At 31.6% G+C, this 20524-nt stretch carries 18 protein-coding genes and 1 tRNA gene; 10 read left to right on the top strand and 9 right to left on the bottom strand.

The window, feature by feature from the left end; translation table 11 throughout:
- Window positions 1-343 precede the first annotated feature (343 nt).
- Window positions 344-709, top strand: a complete 366-nt coding sequence (locus CW733_RS03280; RefSeq protein WP_369806626.1) for a VF530 family DNA-binding protein — start codon at window positions 344-346, stop codon at window positions 707-709.
- A 31-nt stretch (window positions 710-740) separates the two neighbouring features.
- Here the strand turns inward: CW733_RS03280 and CW733_RS03275 are convergent, their stop codons facing one another.
- Window positions 741-1211, bottom strand: coding sequence for an ankyrin repeat domain-containing protein (locus CW733_RS03275; protein WP_100995657.1), 471 nt, complete (start codon window positions 1209-1211; stop codon window positions 741-743).
- Between the two features lie 72 nt (window positions 1212-1283).
- A complete protein-coding gene (gene katG, locus CW733_RS03270) occupies window positions 1284-3458 on the bottom strand; it encodes a catalase/peroxidase HPI (RefSeq protein WP_100995655.1) in 2175 nt (724 codons plus the stop codon).
- Window positions 3459-3676: 218 nt separating this feature from the next.
- Here katG and tpx point away from each other — a divergent pair, with 218 nt between their 5' ends.
- The 6 genes from tpx to ribB all read left to right on the top strand — a co-directional run bounded on the left by tpx (window position 3677) and on the right by ribB (window position 11544).
- Window positions 3677-4183 (top strand): thiol peroxidase, encoded by a 507-nt coding sequence (tpx, locus tag CW733_RS03265; RefSeq protein ID WP_100995653.1) that lies wholly within the window; start codon window positions 3677-3679, stop codon window positions 4181-4183.
- Window positions 4176-4547 carry a diacylglycerol kinase gene (locus CW733_RS03260; RefSeq protein ID WP_100995651.1) on the top strand — a complete coding sequence of 124 codons (372 nt, stop codon included), beginning with the start codon at window positions 4176-4178 and terminating at the stop codon, window positions 4545-4547. Before tpx ends, CW733_RS03260 begins: the two co-directional genes overlap by 8 nt.
- Window positions 4548-4641: 94 nt before the next feature.
- A complete protein-coding gene (locus CW733_RS03255) occupies window positions 4642-7098 on the top strand; it encodes a DNA translocase FtsK (protein WP_100995649.1) in 2457 nt (818 codons plus the stop codon).
- 17 nt (window positions 7099-7115) lie between these two features.
- Window positions 7116-7757: an outer membrane lipoprotein carrier protein LolA gene (locus CW733_RS03250; protein WP_100995647.1), complete on the top strand. Its 642-nt coding sequence runs from the start codon at window positions 7116-7118 to the stop codon at window positions 7755-7757.
- 78 nt (window positions 7758-7835) lie between these two features.
- Window positions 7836-10283, top strand: a complete 2448-nt coding sequence (locus tag CW733_RS03245) for an LptF/LptG family permease (RefSeq protein WP_232730388.1) — start codon at window positions 7836-7838, stop codon at window positions 10281-10283.
- Window positions 10284-10392: 109 nt separating this feature from the next.
- The gene (ribB, locus tag CW733_RS03240; protein ID WP_100995642.1) at window positions 10393-11544 is read left to right on the top strand and encodes a 3,4-dihydroxy-2-butanone-4-phosphate synthase; all 1152 of its coding nucleotides are present in this window, start codon (window positions 10393-10395) and stop codon (window positions 11542-11544) included.
- Here ribB and CW733_RS03235 read toward each other — a convergent pair whose 3' ends face one another.
- The 7 genes from CW733_RS03235 to CW733_RS03205 form a co-directional block, all read right to left on the bottom strand.
- A complete protein-coding gene (locus CW733_RS03235; RefSeq protein WP_100995640.1) occupies window positions 11545-12792 on the bottom strand; it encodes a hypothetical protein in 1248 nt (415 codons plus the stop codon). It abuts the gene before it with no gap.
- A gap of 37 nt (window positions 12793-12829) precedes the next feature.
- Window positions 12830-13624, bottom strand: a complete 795-nt coding sequence (locus tag CW733_RS03230; RefSeq protein ID WP_100995638.1) for a T9SS type A sorting domain-containing protein — start codon at window positions 13622-13624, stop codon at window positions 12830-12832.
- A 41-nt stretch (window positions 13625-13665) separates the two neighbouring features.
- The gene (locus CW733_RS03225; RefSeq protein WP_100998637.1) at window positions 13666-14658 is read right to left on the bottom strand and encodes a hemagglutinin protein; all 993 of its coding nucleotides are present in this window, start codon (window positions 14656-14658) and stop codon (window positions 13666-13668) included.
- A 22-nt stretch (window positions 14659-14680) separates the two neighbouring features.
- Window positions 14681-15985: a hypothetical protein gene (locus CW733_RS03220; protein ID WP_100995636.1), complete on the bottom strand. Its 1305-nt coding sequence runs from the start codon at window positions 15983-15985 to the stop codon at window positions 14681-14683.
- A 156-nt stretch (window positions 15986-16141) separates the two neighbouring features.
- A complete protein-coding gene (locus CW733_RS03215) occupies window positions 16142-17335 on the bottom strand; it encodes a DegT/DnrJ/EryC1/StrS aminotransferase family protein (protein WP_100995634.1) in 1194 nt (397 codons plus the stop codon).
- Between the two features lie 103 nt (window positions 17336-17438).
- Window positions 17439-17900, bottom strand: a complete 462-nt coding sequence (locus CW733_RS03210; RefSeq protein WP_100995632.1) for a thioredoxin family protein — start codon at window positions 17898-17900, stop codon at window positions 17439-17441.
- 75 nt (window positions 17901-17975) lie between these two features.
- Window positions 17976-18605 carry an NAD(P)H-dependent oxidoreductase gene (locus tag CW733_RS03205; protein WP_100995630.1) on the bottom strand — a complete coding sequence of 210 codons (630 nt, stop codon included), beginning with the start codon at window positions 18603-18605 and terminating at the stop codon, window positions 17976-17978.
- Window positions 18606-18695: 90 nt separating this feature from the next.
- On the opposite strand from CW733_RS03205, the gene CW733_RS03200 reads away from it, so the two are divergent.
- The 3 genes from CW733_RS03200 to CW733_RS03190 all read left to right on the top strand — a co-directional run bounded on the left by CW733_RS03200 (window position 18696) and on the right by CW733_RS03190 (window position 20519).
- A complete protein-coding gene (locus CW733_RS03200; RefSeq protein WP_100995628.1) occupies window positions 18696-19085 on the top strand; it encodes an acyl-CoA thioesterase in 390 nt (129 codons plus the stop codon).
- A 93-nt stretch (window positions 19086-19178) separates the two neighbouring features.
- Window positions 19179-19263, top strand: a tRNA-Ser gene (locus tag CW733_RS03195).
- A 245-nt stretch (window positions 19264-19508) separates the two neighbouring features.
- Window positions 19509-20519 carry a LacI family DNA-binding transcriptional regulator gene (locus tag CW733_RS03190; RefSeq protein WP_100995626.1) on the top strand — a complete coding sequence of 337 codons (1011 nt, stop codon included), beginning with the start codon at window positions 19509-19511 and terminating at the stop codon, window positions 20517-20519.
- Window positions 20520-20524: the final 5 nt, after the last annotated feature.

The raw sequence follows: 20524 nt of genomic DNA, 5'->3' as shown, positions 1-20524 counted from the left end.
GCCGCACGTTGGCAATTAATTCTACGCTGCGCTGCGATTAACTACCAACATACGTATCTAACAAATAGAATTTTAAAATTCTATTTCATAATTATTTATCTTCTTTTTATAAAAAAATAAAAACAGTCTAAGTGCATTTCTTTAGTGCAAGTTGTAACAAAATCTTGTTCTAAAAACATTTCTATAACCACCTTGTAAAATCAAGGTGGCTTGTGTTTTAATTGAAACTTGATATTGTCAAATTTTTCAACTAAATTACCTTTTTTAGCAAATAATAAAATAACGTTTAAAATAGAAATAAAGTAAACAGAACGATCTGGTAACGCACCACACAAAAATAAAAGTGACAACAAACCATACACCAATAATGGACACAAATAAAAACAAGAACGAATTGGCTAATACAAACACGCAACCTGAGAAACCTCAAGAAACAGAGTCACAACCAAAAACTAAACGCATACGTAAACAAGCTACAGAAGCGCAATTAAGCAATCCGTTTCATGGTGTAAAACTAGTACAAGTTTTAGAGCGTTTGGTAGCACATTATGGTTGGGAGTATTTGGGAGAGCGTACTAATATTCGTTGTTTTATCTTCAATCCTACCATGAAATCTAGTCTTGGTTTTTTAAGAAGAACAGCTTGGGCAAGAGAATATGTAGAGGATCTTTATTTAGAGATGCTGGACGAAAAAGAAGAAGCCAAATAGGCTTTAAATAGTATATTTAAAAACCACTGCTCTACTCCAAAAGCCCAACAATTTCTGTAAACTTTTTGTCTACTGCATAATCCATAGCCGTTTTACCATCGTTATCTTTAATAGTAGCATCTGCTTTATGCTCTAAAAGCAATTTTACTATCTCTACTTTATTGTATTGTGTCGCAAAGGTTAAAGCAGTTGTTCCGTTAGTGTTTACTTCATTTATATTAGCGCCATTCTCCATTAAATACTTAGCAAAAGCTACATTACCTTTAAAACTCACGCCAATTAATGCGGTATTTCCAGAGGCATCTTTAGCGTTAATTGGAGCGCTATGTTCTACTAATAGTTTGGTTGCAGCTTCGTTATCAAAATACGTAGCCAAAATTAATGGTGTAAAACCACGTTGGTCTTTAGCTTCGGTTAATTTTGGGTTGGCAGTTAACACTGCTTTTAAAGTAGCATTATCGTTATTTTTTATACTTTCAAAAAGGGTGTTTAGGTCTTTCATTTTAGTTTCATTTTATAAAAAAAAGGAATGCGCTTTTAAACCCATTCCTTTTATAATTAGTGTCTTACTTTATTATTTTAAATCAAACCGGTTAGCGTTCATCACTTTAGTCCAAGCAGCCACAAAGTCTGTGACAAATTTCTCTTTATTATCGTCTTGTGCATATACTTCTGCGTAAGCACGTAAAATAGAGTTAGAACCAAATACTAAATCTACACGTGTTGCTGTATACTTAACGTCACCAGTTTTACGGTTTTTAATTTGGTAAATACCGTTATCAATAGGTTTCCATTCGTAAATCATATCGGTAAGGTTTACAAAAAAGTCGTTAGTTAAAGCACCTTCGTTTTCTGTTAACACACCATGTTTAGTTTTGCCATAATTGGTTCCCATAACACGCATTCCTCCTACTAAAACAGTCATTTCTACAGCTGTTAAACCAAGTAATTGCGTACGATCTAATAGCATTTCTTCTGGGCTAACAACGTATTCTTTTTTCTGATAGTTTCTGTAACCATCTGCAAGTGGCTCTAAAGACTCAAAGGAGTCTACATCAGTCATCTCTTGCGTAGCATCACCTCTACCAGGAGAAAAAGGAACACTTATACTCATTCCTGCATTTTTAATGGCTTTTTCTACACCAACATTACCTGCTAATACAATAGTATCTGCAACGCTAATACCAAATTGAGTAGCAATAGGTTTTAAAACCGACAGTACTTTTTGTAATTGTTCTGGCTCATTACCTTCCCATTTATTTTGAGGTTCTAGACGTATGCGTGCACCATTTGTACCACCTCTAAAATCTGATCCTCTATAGGTTCTTGCACTATCCCAAGCTGTAGATACTAATTCTGAAATAGTTAAATCTGTACTTGCAATTTTATTTTTAACAGCCGCTACATTGTAACTGTAATTTCCTTTAGGTACAGGATCTTGCCAAATTAAATTTTCTTGAGGTACATCTGGTCCAAACCAACGGTCTTTTGGTCCCATATCACGATGTGTTAATTTAAACCAAGCACGAGCAAAAGCATCAGAAAAGGTATCAAAATCATCCTTAAATTTTAATGAAATTTCTCTATAAATAGGATCCATTTTCATGGCCATATCTGCATCAGTCATCATTGGATTATACTTTGTTGTTAAATCTTCAACATCTACAGGCTTATCTTCATCTTTAATACTAACAGGTTCCCATTGGTCTGCTCCAGCAGGACTTTTTTTAGATTCCCACTCGTGGTTAAATAACATTTCAAAAAATCCGTTATCCCATTTTGTTGGGTGTGTTGTCCACGCACCTTCTAAACCACTAGTTACTGTATGTCTTCCTTTTCCCGAATTTGTTGGGTTAGACCAACCTAAACCTTGCTCCTCTACTCCTGCACTTTCTGGATCTGGACCTAAAATACTAGCATCTCCATTTCCATGCGCTTTACCAACAGTATGTCCACCAGCTGTTAAAGCTACAGTTTCTTCATCATTCATGGCCATACGTTTAAATGTTTCTCTAACCTGTAATGCTGTTTTTAAAGGATCTTGCTTACCGTTTACACCTTCTGGATTTACGTAAATTAAACCCATTTGTACTGCTGCTAATGGATTTTCCATTGTTTCTGGACTATCAACATTATCGTAACGCTCATCACTTGGTGCTAACCATTCTTTTTCTGCTCCCCAATACACATCTTTTTCTGGATGCCATATATCGTGACGACCAAATGCAAAACCATAAGTTTTTAATCCCATACTTTCGTATGCAATAGTTCCTGCAAGAATAATTAAATCTGCCCAACTAACTTTATTTCCGTACTTTTTCTTAATAGGCCAAAGTAAGCGTCTTGCTTTATCTAAACTAACATTATCTGGCCAAGAATTTAAAGGTGCAAAACGCTGGTTTCCTGTACCACCTCCTCCTCGTCCATCGGCTAATCTATATGAACCAGCAGCATGCCAAGCCATTCTAATCATTAATCCACCATAATGTCCCCAATCTGCAGGCCACCAATCTTGACTGTCTGTCATAAATGCATGTACATCCTTTTTTAAAGCATCTACATCTAATTTTTTTAATTCTTCATGATAATTAAAATCAGCACCTAACGGATTTGTTTTGGTATCCTGTTGGTGTAAAATCTCCAAATTCAAGGTATTTGGCCACCAATCTGTTACTGTTTTTTCGGTTGTGGTAATTGCGCCTTTCATAAAAGGGCATTGGCTTGCGTCTCCAGTATTAGTATGATCCATATTTTTTGATTTTTAAAGATTAATTTTAATAAAATTAGCGATTTATCACTTAAAAGTAAAGATTAGAAAATTGATTGTTGCTATTTTATAATAGTTTTTGATTATCAAAAAAAAATATTTAATAATTAAATTTTATGATTTTAGAATAAAAAACGTGAAACATATAGTTTAAACATCTAATTATTCTTAATTTTATAGATTAATTAAAACAACTCAAAATGGCTAAAATAACATTAGGTGGAGCAGCAACAGAAACAGTTGGAAATCTTCCAAAAATAGGAGAAAAAGCTCCAGACTTCTTACTAACAGTAAGCGATTTATCAACTCAAAAACTATCAGACTTCGAAGGCTCAAAAATTGTTTTAAATATATTCCCAAGTGTAGACACTGGAACTTGCGCTACTTCTGTAAGAACATTTAATAAAGAAGCTGCAGAAATGGAAAACACAAGAGTATTATGTATTTCTAGAGATTTACCATTTGCTCAAGCACGTTTTTGTGGTGCAGAAGGTATTGATAATGTTATGATGTTGTCAGACTTTAAAACAGGACAATTTGGTAAAGACTACGGTTTAGAAATTGCTAATGGAGCATTTGAAGGTTTACACTCGCGTTGTGTTATTGTTTTAGACGAAAATGGTATTGTAAAATACACAGAACAAGTACAAGAAGTTGGAGACGAACCAAATTATAAAGCGTCTTTGTATGCTCTTTTAGATGAATAAAAAAAAGGACTCTTTTTTAGTAAATAGAATTAAAAGTGTAGGCTTTGCATTTAAAGGAGCCTACCTTTTAATTACTACTGAGGCGAGCCTAAAAGTACAGTTTACTATTGGCATAATAATGACTATTCTAGGCTTTTATGTTGGCCTTTCGACAACAGAATGGTGTATTCAAATTTTAATTATTGCTCTTATTATGGCTATTGAAGGTGTAAATACTGCTATTGAAGAAATTGCAGATTTTATTCACCCAGAACACCACCCAAAAATTGGTTTAGTTAAAGATTTGGCAGCAGGAGCGGTTTTTATTGTTGCTATTGCTGCAATTGTAATTGGTTGTATAATATATATCCCAAAGATTTTCTAACACAATTAGACTTCGTAAATACCGTTAACAATACTAGAAAACATCAAAATAATCGATTGAATTTGTTTATTTTTACGCAATCTAAAAACCAAAAATGGCGAAAACAAAATCGAAATCTAAACCTAAACCTAAAACAGCCAAGAAAAAGTTAAGCTTTAAAAAACCTGATTTTAAACTTACAAGTCAACAAAAGCTAATTTTTGGTAGTCTTTTAGTGCTTTTAGGTGTCTTAATTTTTATAGCCTTTTTATCTTTTTTATTTACTGGAAAAGCAGACCAAAGCGTGCTTAGTGAATTTCCATCTAGAGTAGTAGAAACACAAAACTGGGCAAGCCAAAGTGGTGCTTGGATTAGTGATCTCTTTATACAACGTGGTTTTGGTATTGCATCCTTTATTTTTGCTGGACTTATTTTCTTATCTGGAATTTATATTCTTTTAGATCTTAAAAAAGAGAAACTTTTTAAGCATTGGTTTTGGGGCATTATTATAACAATATGGCTATCTATTTTTCTAGCCTTTATCGCTCCAAAAATTGGAGTTTTAAGTGGAACTATTGGCTTTGAATTAAACAACTTCCTACAAGACTATATTGGTAAAATAGGTGTTGCGTTGCTGCTCCTTTTCGGTTTAATTACTTATTTAGCTATTAGATTTGGTTTTACACCAGAACGAATTGGTACGTTATTAAGAAGCGCAAAAAAAGATATTAAATCTGAATTTAATGCAGCTTCTAAAGATATTATAGTTCCTGTAGATAATGCTTTATCTGATGAAGCCGAAGCTTTTAAATCGGCTTTCGAAATTAAAGAAGAGACTGTTGAGCCTACAATAGCTAAACACTCTAAAATTGAAACGAAACTAAACACTTCAACTACAGAATTAAAAGTAGAAACGCCAAAGGTTGAAAAACCTAGCGTTAGCACTTCTACAATGGAAATTGAAATTCCAGAAGATGAACCAGAAGTAGAAATTGAAGTAGAAAAAATAATTGAAGAGAAATCTGAAACCGATAATCTTTCTGATAAACTAGTAGCAGATTTTGGACCATACGATCCTACTCTAGAGTTAGGCAACTATCAATTTCCGCCTTTAGATTTATTAAAAAAATATGATAACGAAGGTGTTACCATAAATCAAGAAGAACTAGAAGCTAACAAAAATAAAATTGTTGAAACGTTAAACAATTATAAAATTGGTATTGCAAGTATTAAAGCAACCATTGGACCAACAGTAACATTATATGAAATTGTTCCAGAAGCTGGTGTACGTATTTCTAAAATTAAAAATTTAGAAGATGACATTGCGTTATCCTTAGCTGCTTTAGGAATTAGAATTATAGCGCCAATACCTGGAAAAGGAACTATTGGTATAGAGGTACCAAACACGAATGCAACTATTGTTTCTATGCGCTCAGTTATTGCTTCTCAAAAGTTTCAAAATACAAAAATGCATTTACCAATTGCTATTGGAAAAACAATTAGTAATGAAACTTTAGTTATTGATTTAGCAAAAATGCCTCACCTTTTAATGGCTGGAGCAACAGGACAAGGAAAATCGGTTGGATTGAATGCTGTATTAACATCATTATTATACAAAAAGCATCCTGCGGAAGTTAAGTTTGTATTGGTAGATCCTAAAAAAGTAGAATTAAATTTATTCAATAAAATTGAAAGACATTACTTAGCTAAACTTCCAGATGAAGCTGAAGCTATTATAACAGACAATACTAAAGTAATTCATACGCTTAATTCATTGTGTATTGAAATGGATAACCGTTACGAAATGCTTAAAAACGCATTATGTCGTAACATTGTAGAGTATAACACAAAATTTAAAGCACGTAAATTAAACCCTAACGATGGACATGCTTTTTTACCGTACATTGTTTTGGTTGTCGATGAGTTTGCCGATTTAATTATGACTGCAGGTAAGGAGGTAGAAACTCCTGTTGCTCGTTTAGCGCAATTAGCACGTGCTATTGGTATTCATTTAATTATTGCAACACAACGTCCTTCTGTAAACGTAATTACAGGTATTATTAAAGCCAATTTTCCAGCACGTATAGCTTTTAGAGTCTCTAGTAAAATAGATTCGCGTACTATTTTAGATGCTGGTGGAGCAGACCAACTTATTGGTCGTGGAGACATGTTATACACACAAGGAAACGACATGATTAGAGTACAATGTGCTTTTGTTGATACACCTGAAGTAGAAAAAATAGTTGATTTTATTGGTGCTCAAAAAGCATATCCTGATGCTTATTTACTTCCAGAATATGTTGGTGAAGAAGGTGGCACGAGTCTTGATATAGATATTGATGATAGAGATAAACTGTTTAGAGATGCTGCAGAAATTATTGTAATAGCGCAACAAGGTTCTGCCTCTTTATTGCAACGTAAGCTAAAATTAGGTTACAATCGTGCAGGTCGTATTATAGATCAGTTAGAAGCTGCTGGCATTGTTGGTGGTTTTGAAGGCAGTAAAGCAAGACAAGTTTTAGTTGTAGATTTAGTTGCTCTCGATCAATTATTAGCAAACGAAGGTCAATAAAAAATTAAATTTTTAAGATGAAAAAAGTATTACTAGTATTAGCTTTAATTATTTCAGGTGTAACATTTGCACAAAATGATGCTAAAGCAAAAACATTATTAAATGAAGTGTCAACCAAAGTAAAAGGTTACAACAATATTGCTATAGATTTTAAATATGTTTTAGAAAATATTTCAGAAAACATAAAACAAGAAACGCGTGGAGACGTTACCATGCAAGGTGATAAATACAAATTAAATATTCTTGGTGTTACTAGAGTATTCGATGGTAAAAACCTGCATACTATTAGCCCAGAAGATGAAGAAGTTACTATTTCTAAAGAAACTGGAAGCGAAGAAGGTACTGTTACTCCAAGTAAAATGTTATCGTTTTACGAAGATGGCTTTACTTATAAAATGGATATTGTTCAAAAAATAAAAGGAAGGCAAATTCAATACGTAAAATTATATTCTATGGATTCTAACGCAAGTATAAAATATATTCTTTTAGGGATAGATGTAGAGACAAAACACATCTATAATCTTATAGAAATTGGGAAAAATGGAACTAAAACAACACTTACTGTTAATTCTTTTAAAACAAATGAGCCTATCTCGAAAACCTTGTTTATTTTTGACGAAAGTAAGTATAAAGATTACTTCATAAATAAACTAGACTAAGGACCATTAGTGAAAATACTAGATAGATACATATTAACTTCTTATCTAAAAACTTTTATCAGCGTGTTTGTTATACTCATGCTGATTTTTGTATTACAGGCTATTTGGTTATATATCAAAGAATTGGCAGGTAAAGATTTAGATGTAGCAACAGTTTTAAAATTTCTGTTCTACATTACTCCTACCCTAATTCCACTAATTTTACCGCTTACAATACTTCTCTCTTCCATCATGGTTTTTGGTAATTTTGCCGAAAATTATGAGTTTGCAGCAATGAAATCTACAGGTATTTCATTACAACGTGCAATGGCTAGTTTGAGTGTTTTTATTGTGTTTTTAAGTATTACTACCTTCTTTTTTAGTAATAACATTATTCCAAGAGCAGAATACGAAAGTTATAATCTACGGAAGAACATTGCAAAAGTAAAACCTGCAATGGCAATAGCAGAGGGACAATTTAACCAAATTGTTGAAAATTTCAATATTAAAGTAGCTAAGAAAACTGGTGATCGTGGACAGTTTTTAGAAGATGTTGTTATCCATAAAGGACAAGCAAAAAAACCAGGGAACCATGTTACCATAATTGCACAAACTGGAGAACTAGTAAGCGCTGAAGATTCAGATGTTTTAAAGCTTATTCTTTTTGATGGTTATTATTATAATGATACACCTCCAAACAAACATAAAGAAAAAGTAAAAAAACCCTTTGTAAGAAGTAAGTTTAAGAAGTATACGATGAATATAGATTTATCGCAACTTGGTGGTGTAGATTTAGACGAAAAAAACACTGATAACAAATACACCATGCTTGCTATTGGTGATTTAAAATACACAACAGATTCTCTTATTTTAGAACGAAAAAAAGAGTTCGATAAATTTGGAACTACCTTATATAACAGAACCAATATAGCAACTCTAAATCTATCTGTTGAAACAAAAAAAGACACTATTTATACTAAAAATATTATAGATCTCTTTAATACCAAACAAAAAGTACAATTACTAGATTATGCAATAAATGCTGCTACTAGTACAAAACAAATAGTTACTGCTAAAGAATCCAACATAAAAGGAAAAACTATTTGGTTAAACAGACATATAATAGCTTTACATGAAAAATTTGCTTTAGCAATTGCATGTATTATTTTATTTTTTGTTGGTGCTCCTTTAGGTGCATTAATTAGAAAAGGTGGTTTGGGATTACCAATGGTGATAGCAATTGTTATCTTTTTAAGCTACCATTTTATTGGTATCTTTGCAAAAAACAGCGCAAGAGACGGCTCGTTTAATCCTGCTTTAGCTTCTTGGTTTTCTACTCTTATTATGCTACCATTGAGTATCTATTTAACTAGTAGAGCAACTAAAGACAGAGGCTTACTAGAAACAGATGGGTTGCTAGAACCACTTAAAAAGTTCTTCAAAATTAAAACAAAGAAAACTGAATTTAGTACTAGAGTTTTCAATGTAAATTCTAACGATTATGATATTATTAAAAAGCTAGACGATAATAAGCTTATTGCAATTGTTAAAAATTATAGAGACTTCGGTTATACAGTAGAGCATAAAAATACTGCAATTTCTATTTTAACATCTAGAGGTATTACCAGACAAGAACTTAAAATGGCTGGGCATTTAAATAATGATTTCTTTGAAGAAGCTAAAACTTTAAGAAACGATTATGCTGAAGATTCTAAACTAGCATTAATTCTTTATAGCATAGGGCTCGTTCTAATTCTTGGAGGTCGAATTTTAATCAACAATAAGCTCTCAGCAGCAGGAAACACCTTATTTGTTATAGGAATTATTGCATTTTTAATTTTTATATTTGCACTTACAAAATCTTTCTCTAAGCATACAAATCTCTATAAGCATTTAGGTAAAAACAATAGTATTAATGGTGTTCTATTTGCCATAGTAGGTTTGCCTTTATATTTTATTTTCTATTTTATTCAGAAAAAACAAATTAAAAAAGATTTGAATGCTATTGAATTTGGCAACACTAGCAATTCTGAAAAAATTAATAAATCGGAAACGGTTAAGTCAATAATTAAAACACCAATAAATCAAGAACAGAAATCACTAATTAAAGCTGCAATTGGAACTTTAATTTTAGCAATACTATTTGTAGTTCTTCATTTTGTTTTTGCTAATAATAAGCTTGCTCATTATGCTTCAGCTTCAGTACAATTAAGTATTATTTCTTTTATAATAAGCATTTTCTATCTTATCAAGAATATGCAAATTAAAAAAAACGTAAGCACTATTGAATATAATAATAACAGTGACCAAGAAACGATTAACGAATCTAAATCTAACGTTAATTCCACTATAACATTTGTAAAAAAAGAAAACAAATATTTGATTAAATCTTCAATTGGAATCTTTATTTTGGCAATATTATTAGTTGTTCTTCATTTTGTATTTACTAATAATATGTTACCACATTATGCTTCGGCAGCAATGCAATTAAGTATTATTTCATTTATAATAAGCATTTTCTACTTTATTAAAAGTAAATTAAAATAGTGAAATTTTTCCTTTTTTCAAATGCTCTATTTGTAAATAGAAAAATCAAATCTCTTTTCAAATAAAAAACCGTAATTAAGCAATATATTTGCAACTTAAAAGTCTAGCAATGATTACTAAAACCGAACCAAAAGTGGCGTTTAAATTAAATACAATTCAAGAAGCGATTAGCGATATTAAAGCTGGAAAAATTATTATCGTTGTCGATGATGAAGACAGAGAAAACGAAGGCGATTTTTTAGCTGCTGCTGAATTAGTAACTCCTGAAATGATTAATTTCATGGCTACTCATGGACGTGGTTTAATTTGTGCACCTTTAACCGAAGACCGTTGTAAAGACTTAGGCTTACACATGATGGTGACTAATAACACAGATCCTATGGAAACTGCATTTACGGTTTCGGTAGATTTAAAAGGTCAAGGTGTAACTACAGGGATTTCGGCTGGAGATCGTGCTTTAACAGTAAAAGCTTTAGTAAAAAAAGACACAAAACCTTTCGACTTAGCAAGACCAGGTCATATTTTTCCTTTAGTTGCAAAAGAAGGTGGTGTTTTACGCAGAACAGGACATACAGAAGCTGCAATAGATTTCGCACGTTTAGCAGGTTTACAACCAGCTGGTGTGATTGTAGAAATTATGAACGAAGATGGTACAATGGCTAGATTACCACAACTTGTTGAAGTGGCCAAAAAGTTCGATTTAAAATTAGTTTCTATCGAAGATTTAGTGGCTTATAGAATGGACCATGATTCTTTAATAGAAAAGAAAGAAGACTTTAATATTGAAACACGCTTTGGAAGTTTTAGACTAAGAGCTTACCAACAAACTACTAACAACCAAGTACATATTGCGCTTACAAAAGGAGATTGGGCAACTAATGAACCTGTATTAACTAGAGTTAATTCTACTTTAATAAACAATGATATTTTAGGAACACTTACCAATAATGCAGATAAAAAATTAGACGATATGTTTCGTGTAATAAGCAAAGAAGGAAAAGGAGCTATATTATTTATAAACCAACAATCTCAGTCTTTAAACTTATTGAAACGTTTGAGTCTTTTAAAAGAAAACCAAACCGAAGGTACAATAGCAAAAGCTCCTGCAATTGCTATGGATAATAAAGACTTTGGTATTGGTGCTCAAATTTTACACGATTTAAACATACATAAACTAAAATTAATCTCTAACACGCAACAAACCAAACGTGTTGGGATGATTGGTTACGGATTAGAGATTGTAGAATATGTTAAATATTAATTATTCTATATAAGTAAATTTTACAGAGTGTATTCCTAAATTACTACTATCCCAATTGGATGATGGTCTAACTCTTATATAATACTGTCTATCTGTGCCAATAGTAAAAGCATTAGAACTTGTTTCTATTATGCCAGTAGCTGAGCTTCCAAATGTACTAACTGTAATTGGTATAGTTGCGCTGGTATTAGTTCTATAATAAGCAATTACATCACCTATTAAATTTACACTACCAGCGTTAGTAGTATCTCTAAAATAAAATGTAACCGTTGAAACTGTAGAACCAATAGGAATTATTACAGGTGCAAATATAGATTGGTTGCTACTGGGTTTATAAGCATATCCTCCTCCAATCCCATAATTTACCAAACTATTATTACTAGTAAATGCTGTGGCAGGAACTATTATGGTTTTTTGGCTACTTGTAGCTGAAGCTATGCTATTATCTACATAAGTTTTGACTGCTTGCTCTGTAGGCAATGCATTACTACTGTTACCAGCTAATGTTCCATCTGTAGAGAACTCATTAATTCTAGTACCAGTTTGTAAGGCTAATCCTGAATTTGAAAGTGTCATTCTACTTTCAAATTCTGTTGTAGCATTTAAATCTGAATCTAATTCAAATCTTAATTGATCACTTCTATTTTCAATTTTATAAAAAGAGTGTGTCCCTGTTTCTAAACCATTACTAAACTCGATTTTTGAGGAATTACTTATAGATGGAACAGTAAGCTTGATTCCTGCAATATCTGGATCACTAATTTCTAATAATTCGGTTGGTGTTGCAGTACCTATTCCTACATTTTTTGATATTACATGAACATTATCTACTTCGGTTTCCCAAGATTTATCACCAGAAGTAATAGCATAAGGCACAGCTTTAAATTCACTAGTTCCCATATCAATAAGTCCTCCTCCAGTATTAACTAGTACTTGTAAAAAATGGGTGTTACTTGCCCAATCTACGGTATTGTATGCAGCACTGCCAGACACTAGCATGCCTTCACCTATATTAACAATAATAACTCCGTTAGTATCTGTGGTTGGTGTATGCGATTCTGAATACACATTAGTTTGCGCCACACCTTGTAATATATTAAATTGAACTTGTATAAGATCGTTAGTAATTAAATTACCACTTCCATCCTTTATTACTGCTTTATAATTAATACTTTGTGCCTCTATAGTCGAAAATATTGAAGAAAGACCAAGTATAACTATTACGAGTATTTTATTTATGTTTTTCATGATTAATAGTATTTATTTTTTCTAAAATCGCAATCAATTATTCCTTTATAATGCGTTTTACAACTGTAGTGTGTTCTGTTTCTAACTTTAATATATATACACCAGAAGGCAATTTTCCTAAAGATATTTTTGAAGGTTGCTCAACAATCATAACTTGTTTACCAGTAATATCAAAAAGTTTAGCTAAACCAATAGATTTAGTAGATTTAATTGCAATAGAATCCTTAGTTGGATTTGGAAATACTTTAATAAAAACCTGAGTTATTTCTTCTTCGTTAATACCTAGAGTATTAAACATTATAGAAGTAAAACTAGGATCATAACCTCCAAAATAATCTTGTGTGGTTGTATTGTCAATATTAGAGTTGTAAAAACTATCTAAAACGCCTGCTGCTCCTGTAGCAACAGGATCTGTATTATCTAAAAAAGTCATTTCTCCAGTAGTTGGCATAGTACTAACCGAAAAAGAAACTAAATCTATTTGTTCACCTGAAGTATGTGCAATAAGTGATTGTCCTGGTGGATTATTAAATTGAAACACATCTCTGCTTCCATCTCCTAACCCTTGACTTGTTAAAAAAGCAGCATCAAATTGTTGCATAGTCCATATACGTGAAGGTAATAAACTACTTGTATTGGTAATATCTGCAATACCTGCTGGTAATGTTAATGTAAATCCCATATCTGATGCATCTGTACTAGCATCGAAATCCGGAATGGCTACTACTTTAAAATTGTAATTATCGGTATTAACTATTCCGTAAGAATAAGTTTGAGCATAACTGTTTGCAGTTATAAAAAGAAGTACTAAAATTGAGTAAAAAGTTTTCATGGTTTTTGTTTTTTTTAATTTATTAATAGCTGTATTTATTTTTAGTTCCCTACAGGAACAGTTGTATTTATAGTAAATGTTGGTGAATTGAATCCGTTATTAGGATGCTGCAAAACGTTATCTTTAATAATATTGCTATCATTATTAGATCCTGAAAAACGACCTCCTCCAGATAAATCTAAATCAATAAGCAAATAACCAGTAGATGTGTAAGTGGCAGAATTAAAGCCGTTTGATGGATCATTTAAAACAGCATCTTTAATAATATTACTATCATTATCAGATCCTGAAAAACGTATTTCACCATTATAATTGGTGTCTCCTGTCCACAAAGCTAAATCACCATTCGCTAACGCAACTTGAGCATTACTACCAAAAGTAGGAGTTGTGTTCTCTGTAAAATTAATGGCAGTACCTATTTCGGTTACAGCAATAGGATTAGCGCTCATAACACCCAAATGGTTTCTGTGTTGTAATACCACATAATAGTTTTTAGGAACCATACCTAAAGAAATATCTGAAACGCCATCCAAAGCAACAATGTCTCCGTCGCGTTGTAATAAAACTGATGTTCCTTTAATAATTTGAGACACATCTGTTTCATTTCTAAATTCTAACCAAATCCAATCTACAATGTCATCCTCAAATTCTCCAAGACTAGTAGTTCCTCCAAGGTTAAAGACACTAACATCTACCGTTTTACCATCTCCAAAAGGTGATGTTGTAGGAAGTAATCCTAAATCTCTTAAATCATCATTCATTAATCCTACTGTTTCCGGGTTTAGTGATGCACCTTGAAGAAATACTTTAGGATTGATTTTAATTTTAATAAAACGAGATAGAAAACCTTCTGAAATTTTAACTGTTGCAGTAGCACGTTCTGCTGCATTTACTTCTCCAATGGTATAAACCATTTGAATAGTTGGCGTAATAGTTGAAGCTCCTCCACTATCAATACTAAATTTTTCGATACTTTGAGCAACACTACTAAAGCTGTAACTCCAAACGAGTAATATGACAAATATTGTTTTCATAATTTTAATGTTTAGTTGATTATTATTTATAGGTGATAAACTGAAAATCACCTTGAATTAATGTTCCTGCTGAGTTGTAGAGATAAACTAGTAATTTTCCTCCTGCACTATTTACGCGTAATCTATTAACAGAAGAAGAAGTAGTCGTAACATTAGTAGTATAGAGTGTCCAGAAATAATTTTCTCCAGTAATTGCAATTTCATATCTATTATTTGCTGCAACCCAAGCGGAGCTATAGTTCCCTGAACCAGAAGATGTATTACCAGTATTTTGCACAAAACCATAAGCAATTGGTCCTAATGCTGCTTTGGTTTGCACAGAATTATCTTCAAATTGCACAGATTTAAATTTAGCTGACCCATCACTATTTACAGCAGCTACAATATTAGTTCCATTTTGCATTTCTATAAATTGCGAACCAGATGTGGAACCCGAAGGAACAATAAGTTCTAAAAGATCTTTTCCTGTAGGATGATCTAAACTTTCTACTCGAACCGTATTTGCTGTACCTGCTGATTGAAGCACAGATAAAGGATTTACTGGTGTATTGGTTCCAATACCAATACGACCTTCATTTTGTGCCATAGTAATATCTCCATTTTGTTTTAATCTTAATCTTACACTACCTGAAATCAAATCATCGTTTGAACTTCCTATCTGAAGTTCGTTAGTAGTAACTCCACTAGCAATAGACCAATCTGTTTTTGCTGCGTCAGGATGAAGAAATTCAAGAGATGAAGTTCCAATTGGAGATGTTATACGTGCAGAAGTACTATTGGTTCCAGAACCTAATATTTCTAATTTAGTAAGCGGTGAATTAGTACCAATACCAACATTACCTGCGTTATAAAAAGCATTTATTCCATTGGTTTCCCAAATAGCATTTTCTATATCTTTAGCTACTAAAGCATAGGGAACAGTTTTAAACTCAGTTGTACCTAAATCTACTAATCCTGCACCAATATTCACCTGTACATTTAAAAAGTGGTTATCGGTTTCCCAAGAAATTGTAGAAAAATTATCTCCCGTTATACCTTCTCCAATATTAACTATTATAATTCCGTTAGCATCTGTGTTAAGAGTATGACTTTCTTGGTACACATTATTAGTTAGCGCCGAACCTTCATACACAATAAACTGAACACTTATAGGTATAGATTCCATAATGTTACCTACTCCATCTTTTATAACAGCTTTGTAGTTAATGCCATTTTGAGCCATACTACTTAATGTAAGCAGCAATGTAATTAATAGAGCAAGTGTGTTTTTACTCAAGGCAGTTCCAATACCTTTTTTGAATTCGTGGTTTTTCTTAGGAAAATTCATTTTTTTTGATTTTTAAAATAAATAGTTAATAGCGGTTTATTTCTTATTTATGGATACAAAAATCAATAGGTTAACATTTTCTATAATATTTTTTTAAACAAAAAAAATCCCTTTTAAGCCGAAGCCTAAAAGGGATTTAATAATCTCTTATTTGTATTAGAGCGATTTTAATATCGCATCTTTCATTTTTTCTGCACGCAATTTAACCTCTTCTTCAGTCCAAGACAATTTAATAAGGCACGATATGTTTCGTCCAATATAATGGTCACTTTGAGTAAACGTCTTTTCACTTAACAAGCTTAAAGCATCTTTAATATCTTTAGATAAAGGAAATAAAGATTTAGCATCTTTTAAATGGTTCCATTTTCTCACGTAATGCCAATTATTGTCAAAGTAATTCCAACATACATCTACTCCATTTTCTTTAAAAGCATCAATTGTTTTTCTTGCTGTTTCTAAATCTGGTAAAAAGAAATTAAAAAAGGCGTAACTTTCTTCTCCTCCTTCAGGTACTGTTCTAAAAGTAACTTCTGGAATTTCAGATAAAGCCTCTTTTAGTATTGTATAGTTTTTTTTCTGAACAGCTAAAAACTCAGGCAAGCGTTTAATTTGTGCTAAACCAACAGCTGCATGTAATTCTGAAATTCTAAAATTATAGCCCAAAAACGGATGAGTTTCTGCTCCTCTATCACTTCCAATATGGTCATGACCATGATCGCTAAAACCATCAGCATTTATATAATACTCTTTATTGTTCGTTATCACTGCTCCACCTTCTCCACAAGTAACTGTCTTTACAAAATCGAAAGAAAAACAACCTAAATCACCTATGCTTCCTAATGGTTTATTATTATAACGTCCACCAATTGCTTGACAAGCATCTTCAACTAAAAGTAAATTGTGTTTAGTACAAACTTGAGATAAAGCATTCATATTCGCCATACTTCCGCACATTTGCACAACCATTACAGCTTTTGTTTTAGATGTAATTGCTGCTTCTACTGCTTTAGCATCTAAGCCTAAAGTATCATCAATATCAACTAAAACAGGAATTGCTCCTAATAATAGAATAGCCTCAAAACTAGCAACAAAGGTAAATGTAGGCATAATCACTTCATCTCCTGCTCCAACACCAGCACTTGCTAATGCTACAGAAACTGCAGATGTTCCATTAGAAACTAATTGAACGTAATCGCTTTCTAATGTATTTTTTAGTTCTGCCTCTAATGCTTTTGCTTTCCAATGTCCATTACGCATACCATCAAAACCATAACGCATTAAAACACCATTATCTAATACATCTTGTAGTTCTTCTCTTTCTAAATCTCCAAAGCGTTCAAATCCTGGCATATCTATATCTTTTTTTAGTTGTTCAAAAATAGTTCAATTTCTAAAATAAAAAAAGCCTCTTAAAACAAAGTTTAAAAGGCTTTTTATAGAATTTAAAACTCTATTATTTTTTTATAAGCATATCAATAAAAGCAAAATGTCTATCTGTTTCTCTTAAAAAGGTATAACCAGATAATTCACCAATAACACTTAAATTATTATTTAATGCTACTAGATTTGGGTAGCCTCCTTTTTGATTGTATTTTTTTACTAATACTTTATTTTTCTTTTTTTGTTCAGGTGTTATAATATCTAGTCTTCTAGGCATATCAATCATTAATAAAACGAAATTTTCTGCTTTTGCTTCAAAAGCTTCAGTGTTAAAAAAATCCTTTTTCAGCATTTTACAAGGTCCACACCAATCACTTCCTGTAAAATATATAAGTATTGGCTTTTTAGATGAAGAAGATTCTTTTTTAGCTGAATCAAAATCTGTTAACCAATTAAGATTTGAATACTCCTCATCATCTTGAGAGAAGCCAATTAAAGAAACACATAGGAAAAATAAAAAAAACACTTTTTTCATAATAAATCTAGACTTAATACATTACAATAGTATACAAAATATATAATATAACAATAATCTTGCCAAAATATTGTACTACATTACAATCACACTATCATTAAAATCTTTACGAACTTTTTTAAGTTCAGCCATAAAATCATCTGCTGCTCTATAACCAATAGGCAATACTAAAACAGATTGTAATCCTTTAAATTTCAAATTTAAAATTTTATCATATTCTGTTGGATCAAAGCCTTCCATTGGGCAAGCATCAATTCCCTCTAAAGCACAAACAGTCAGCAAATTTCCTAATGCAATATATGCCTGTTTTATAGACCATTCTATAATTTCGCTTTCTGATTTACTTTCAAAATCATCAATTAAAAAATCTTTAAAAGGATTTAAAATGGCATCAGGTGTGTTTCTAATAGACTTAACTAAACTAAAATAGTTTTCAATAAATGCTTTATCAATTAGAGTTTCAATACAGATTACTAAAACCTGAGAAGCTTGTGCAACTTGCTCTTGGTTCATTGAACAAGAAACCAAATCTTTTTGCAACTTCTTATTTTCAATTACTAACAATTTTAAAGGTTGCAAACCATATGAAGTTGCTGTTAAATTAAAAGCCTTCAAAATAATATCTAATTTCTCTTTAGAAACCATTTTGTCCTTATCAAAAGATTTTGTCGCATAACGCCATTTTAGTGCTTCAATTACGTTCATAGAATTGTATAATAATTTTATGCAAAAATAGAATTACATTCGCAATTAAAACTACAATGTCCAATAAATTAAAATGATATTAGTATAGATATGAAATCTACCGAAGAATTAATTAACGCATCAGAAACTAAAATTTTTAAAGCCATTTTTCCAAACACAACAAATCACTACAACACATTATTTGGCGGAACTGCTTTACACATGATGGATGAAGCATCTTTTATTTGTGCTACTAGATTTAGTAGAAAAAAGGTGGTTACAATATCTACAGATAAAATAGATTTCGAAAAACCAATCCCAGAAGGCACAATTATTGAACTTGTTGCTAGAATTTACAAAGTAGGAAACACAAGTTGTACGGTAAAAGTTGATATTTTCATGGAACACATGCAAAGTTACAATCGAGAATTAACAGTAACTGGATACTTTAAGTTCGTGGCAGTCAACGCACAAATGAAACCAATTCCCATTTTAGGATAATTTTTTAAAAAAAGTACCACTTTTATTTGAAAAGAATTAAAAAGGACACTATATTTGCAGCCGCATTCAGGCAATAGCTTGAATAGACACTTTGGAGAGTTGGCAGAGTGGTCGAATGCGGCAGTCTTGAAAACTGTTGAGGGTCATACCTCCAGGGGTTCGAATCCCTTACTCTCCGCAAAACCCTATAAACATAATGTTTATAGGGTTTATTTTTTAATGCCGATAATAAGATATTAGTATAACTGTAATTAACTGATTAAAAAGCGATATATAAAACGCCTTTTCTTTACAAAGAAAGCATTTAACTCTTCATCGAAATTAACTATAGATAAAATTAAGCACGTTACTATTTGAGTCTAATGCATTTTTTTCTATCTTAAGTACCTTACCAATTAATCAAGATTTACTTATTTTGGAAACATGAAAAAAATTACTTTAAAAAATATTGCTAATCATTTAAATGTTTCTATATCTACTGTATCTAAAGCACTAAACGATAGTGACGAGATTAGTAAGCCTACCGCTGATGCAATAAAAGCATATGCTAAAGAGAAAAACTACGCACCAAACTTTAATGCTTTAAGCTTAAAAAATCAAAGAACTAAGACTATTGGAGTAATTATTCCAAACATGCTTAACTATTATTTTGCTCAAATATTAAAAGGAATTGAAAAAACTGCAACTCAAAATAAGTACAAAGTAATTACCTGTATATCTAATGAATCTCTACAAAAGGAAATAGAAACAATAGAAATGTTATCGACAGGTGTTGTTGATGGATTTATTTTATCTGTTTCTGAAGAGACACAGCTAAAACAAAATTATAAGCATTTATATTCTTGTATAGAAAACGAAATTCCTTTAGTAATGTTTGACCGTGTTATAGACGAAATAGATTGTGATAAAGTTATCACTAACGATTTTATGGCTTCTTCAAACGCTGTTAACTACCTAAAAAAGAAAGGCTGTAAAAAGATAGCTTTTGTTGGAACTGATATGGATTTAAGTATTGGAAAGTCCATATACGAAGGCTATTTATCGGGTTTAAATAATAATAATTTTAAGAAAGATGAATCTATAATTATTACTACGCATGAGATGTATTATAAAAATCATGAGTCGGTTGTAAAACCATTGTTTGATAATTCGTTTGATGCCTTAATTACCTCAAACGAATCTGTTGCTATTGCTGCAATGAAAATCGCGCAAGATAAAGGCATAAAAATACCTGAAGATTTATCTGTTTTAGCTTTTTCTAATGGCATTTTGGCTAGACATTCTAATCCAACACTAAGCACAATTAGTAAACATGGAGAGCTTATAGGCGAAAAAGCAGCTACATTATTAATAAATAAATTAGAAAATAAAATTAATGATACAACCTCTAAAACTGTAGATACAGATATTGTATTAAGAGATTCTTCAAAATAAAAAAA

It is taken from the genome of Lacinutrix sp. Bg11-31, assembly GCF_002831665.1.
Taxonomy (GTDB): domain Bacteria; phylum Bacteroidota; class Bacteroidia; order Flavobacteriales; family Flavobacteriaceae; genus Lacinutrix.
The sequence above is the reverse complement of the archived record's forward strand: the minus strand, read 5'-3'. Positions and strand labels throughout refer to the sequence as shown.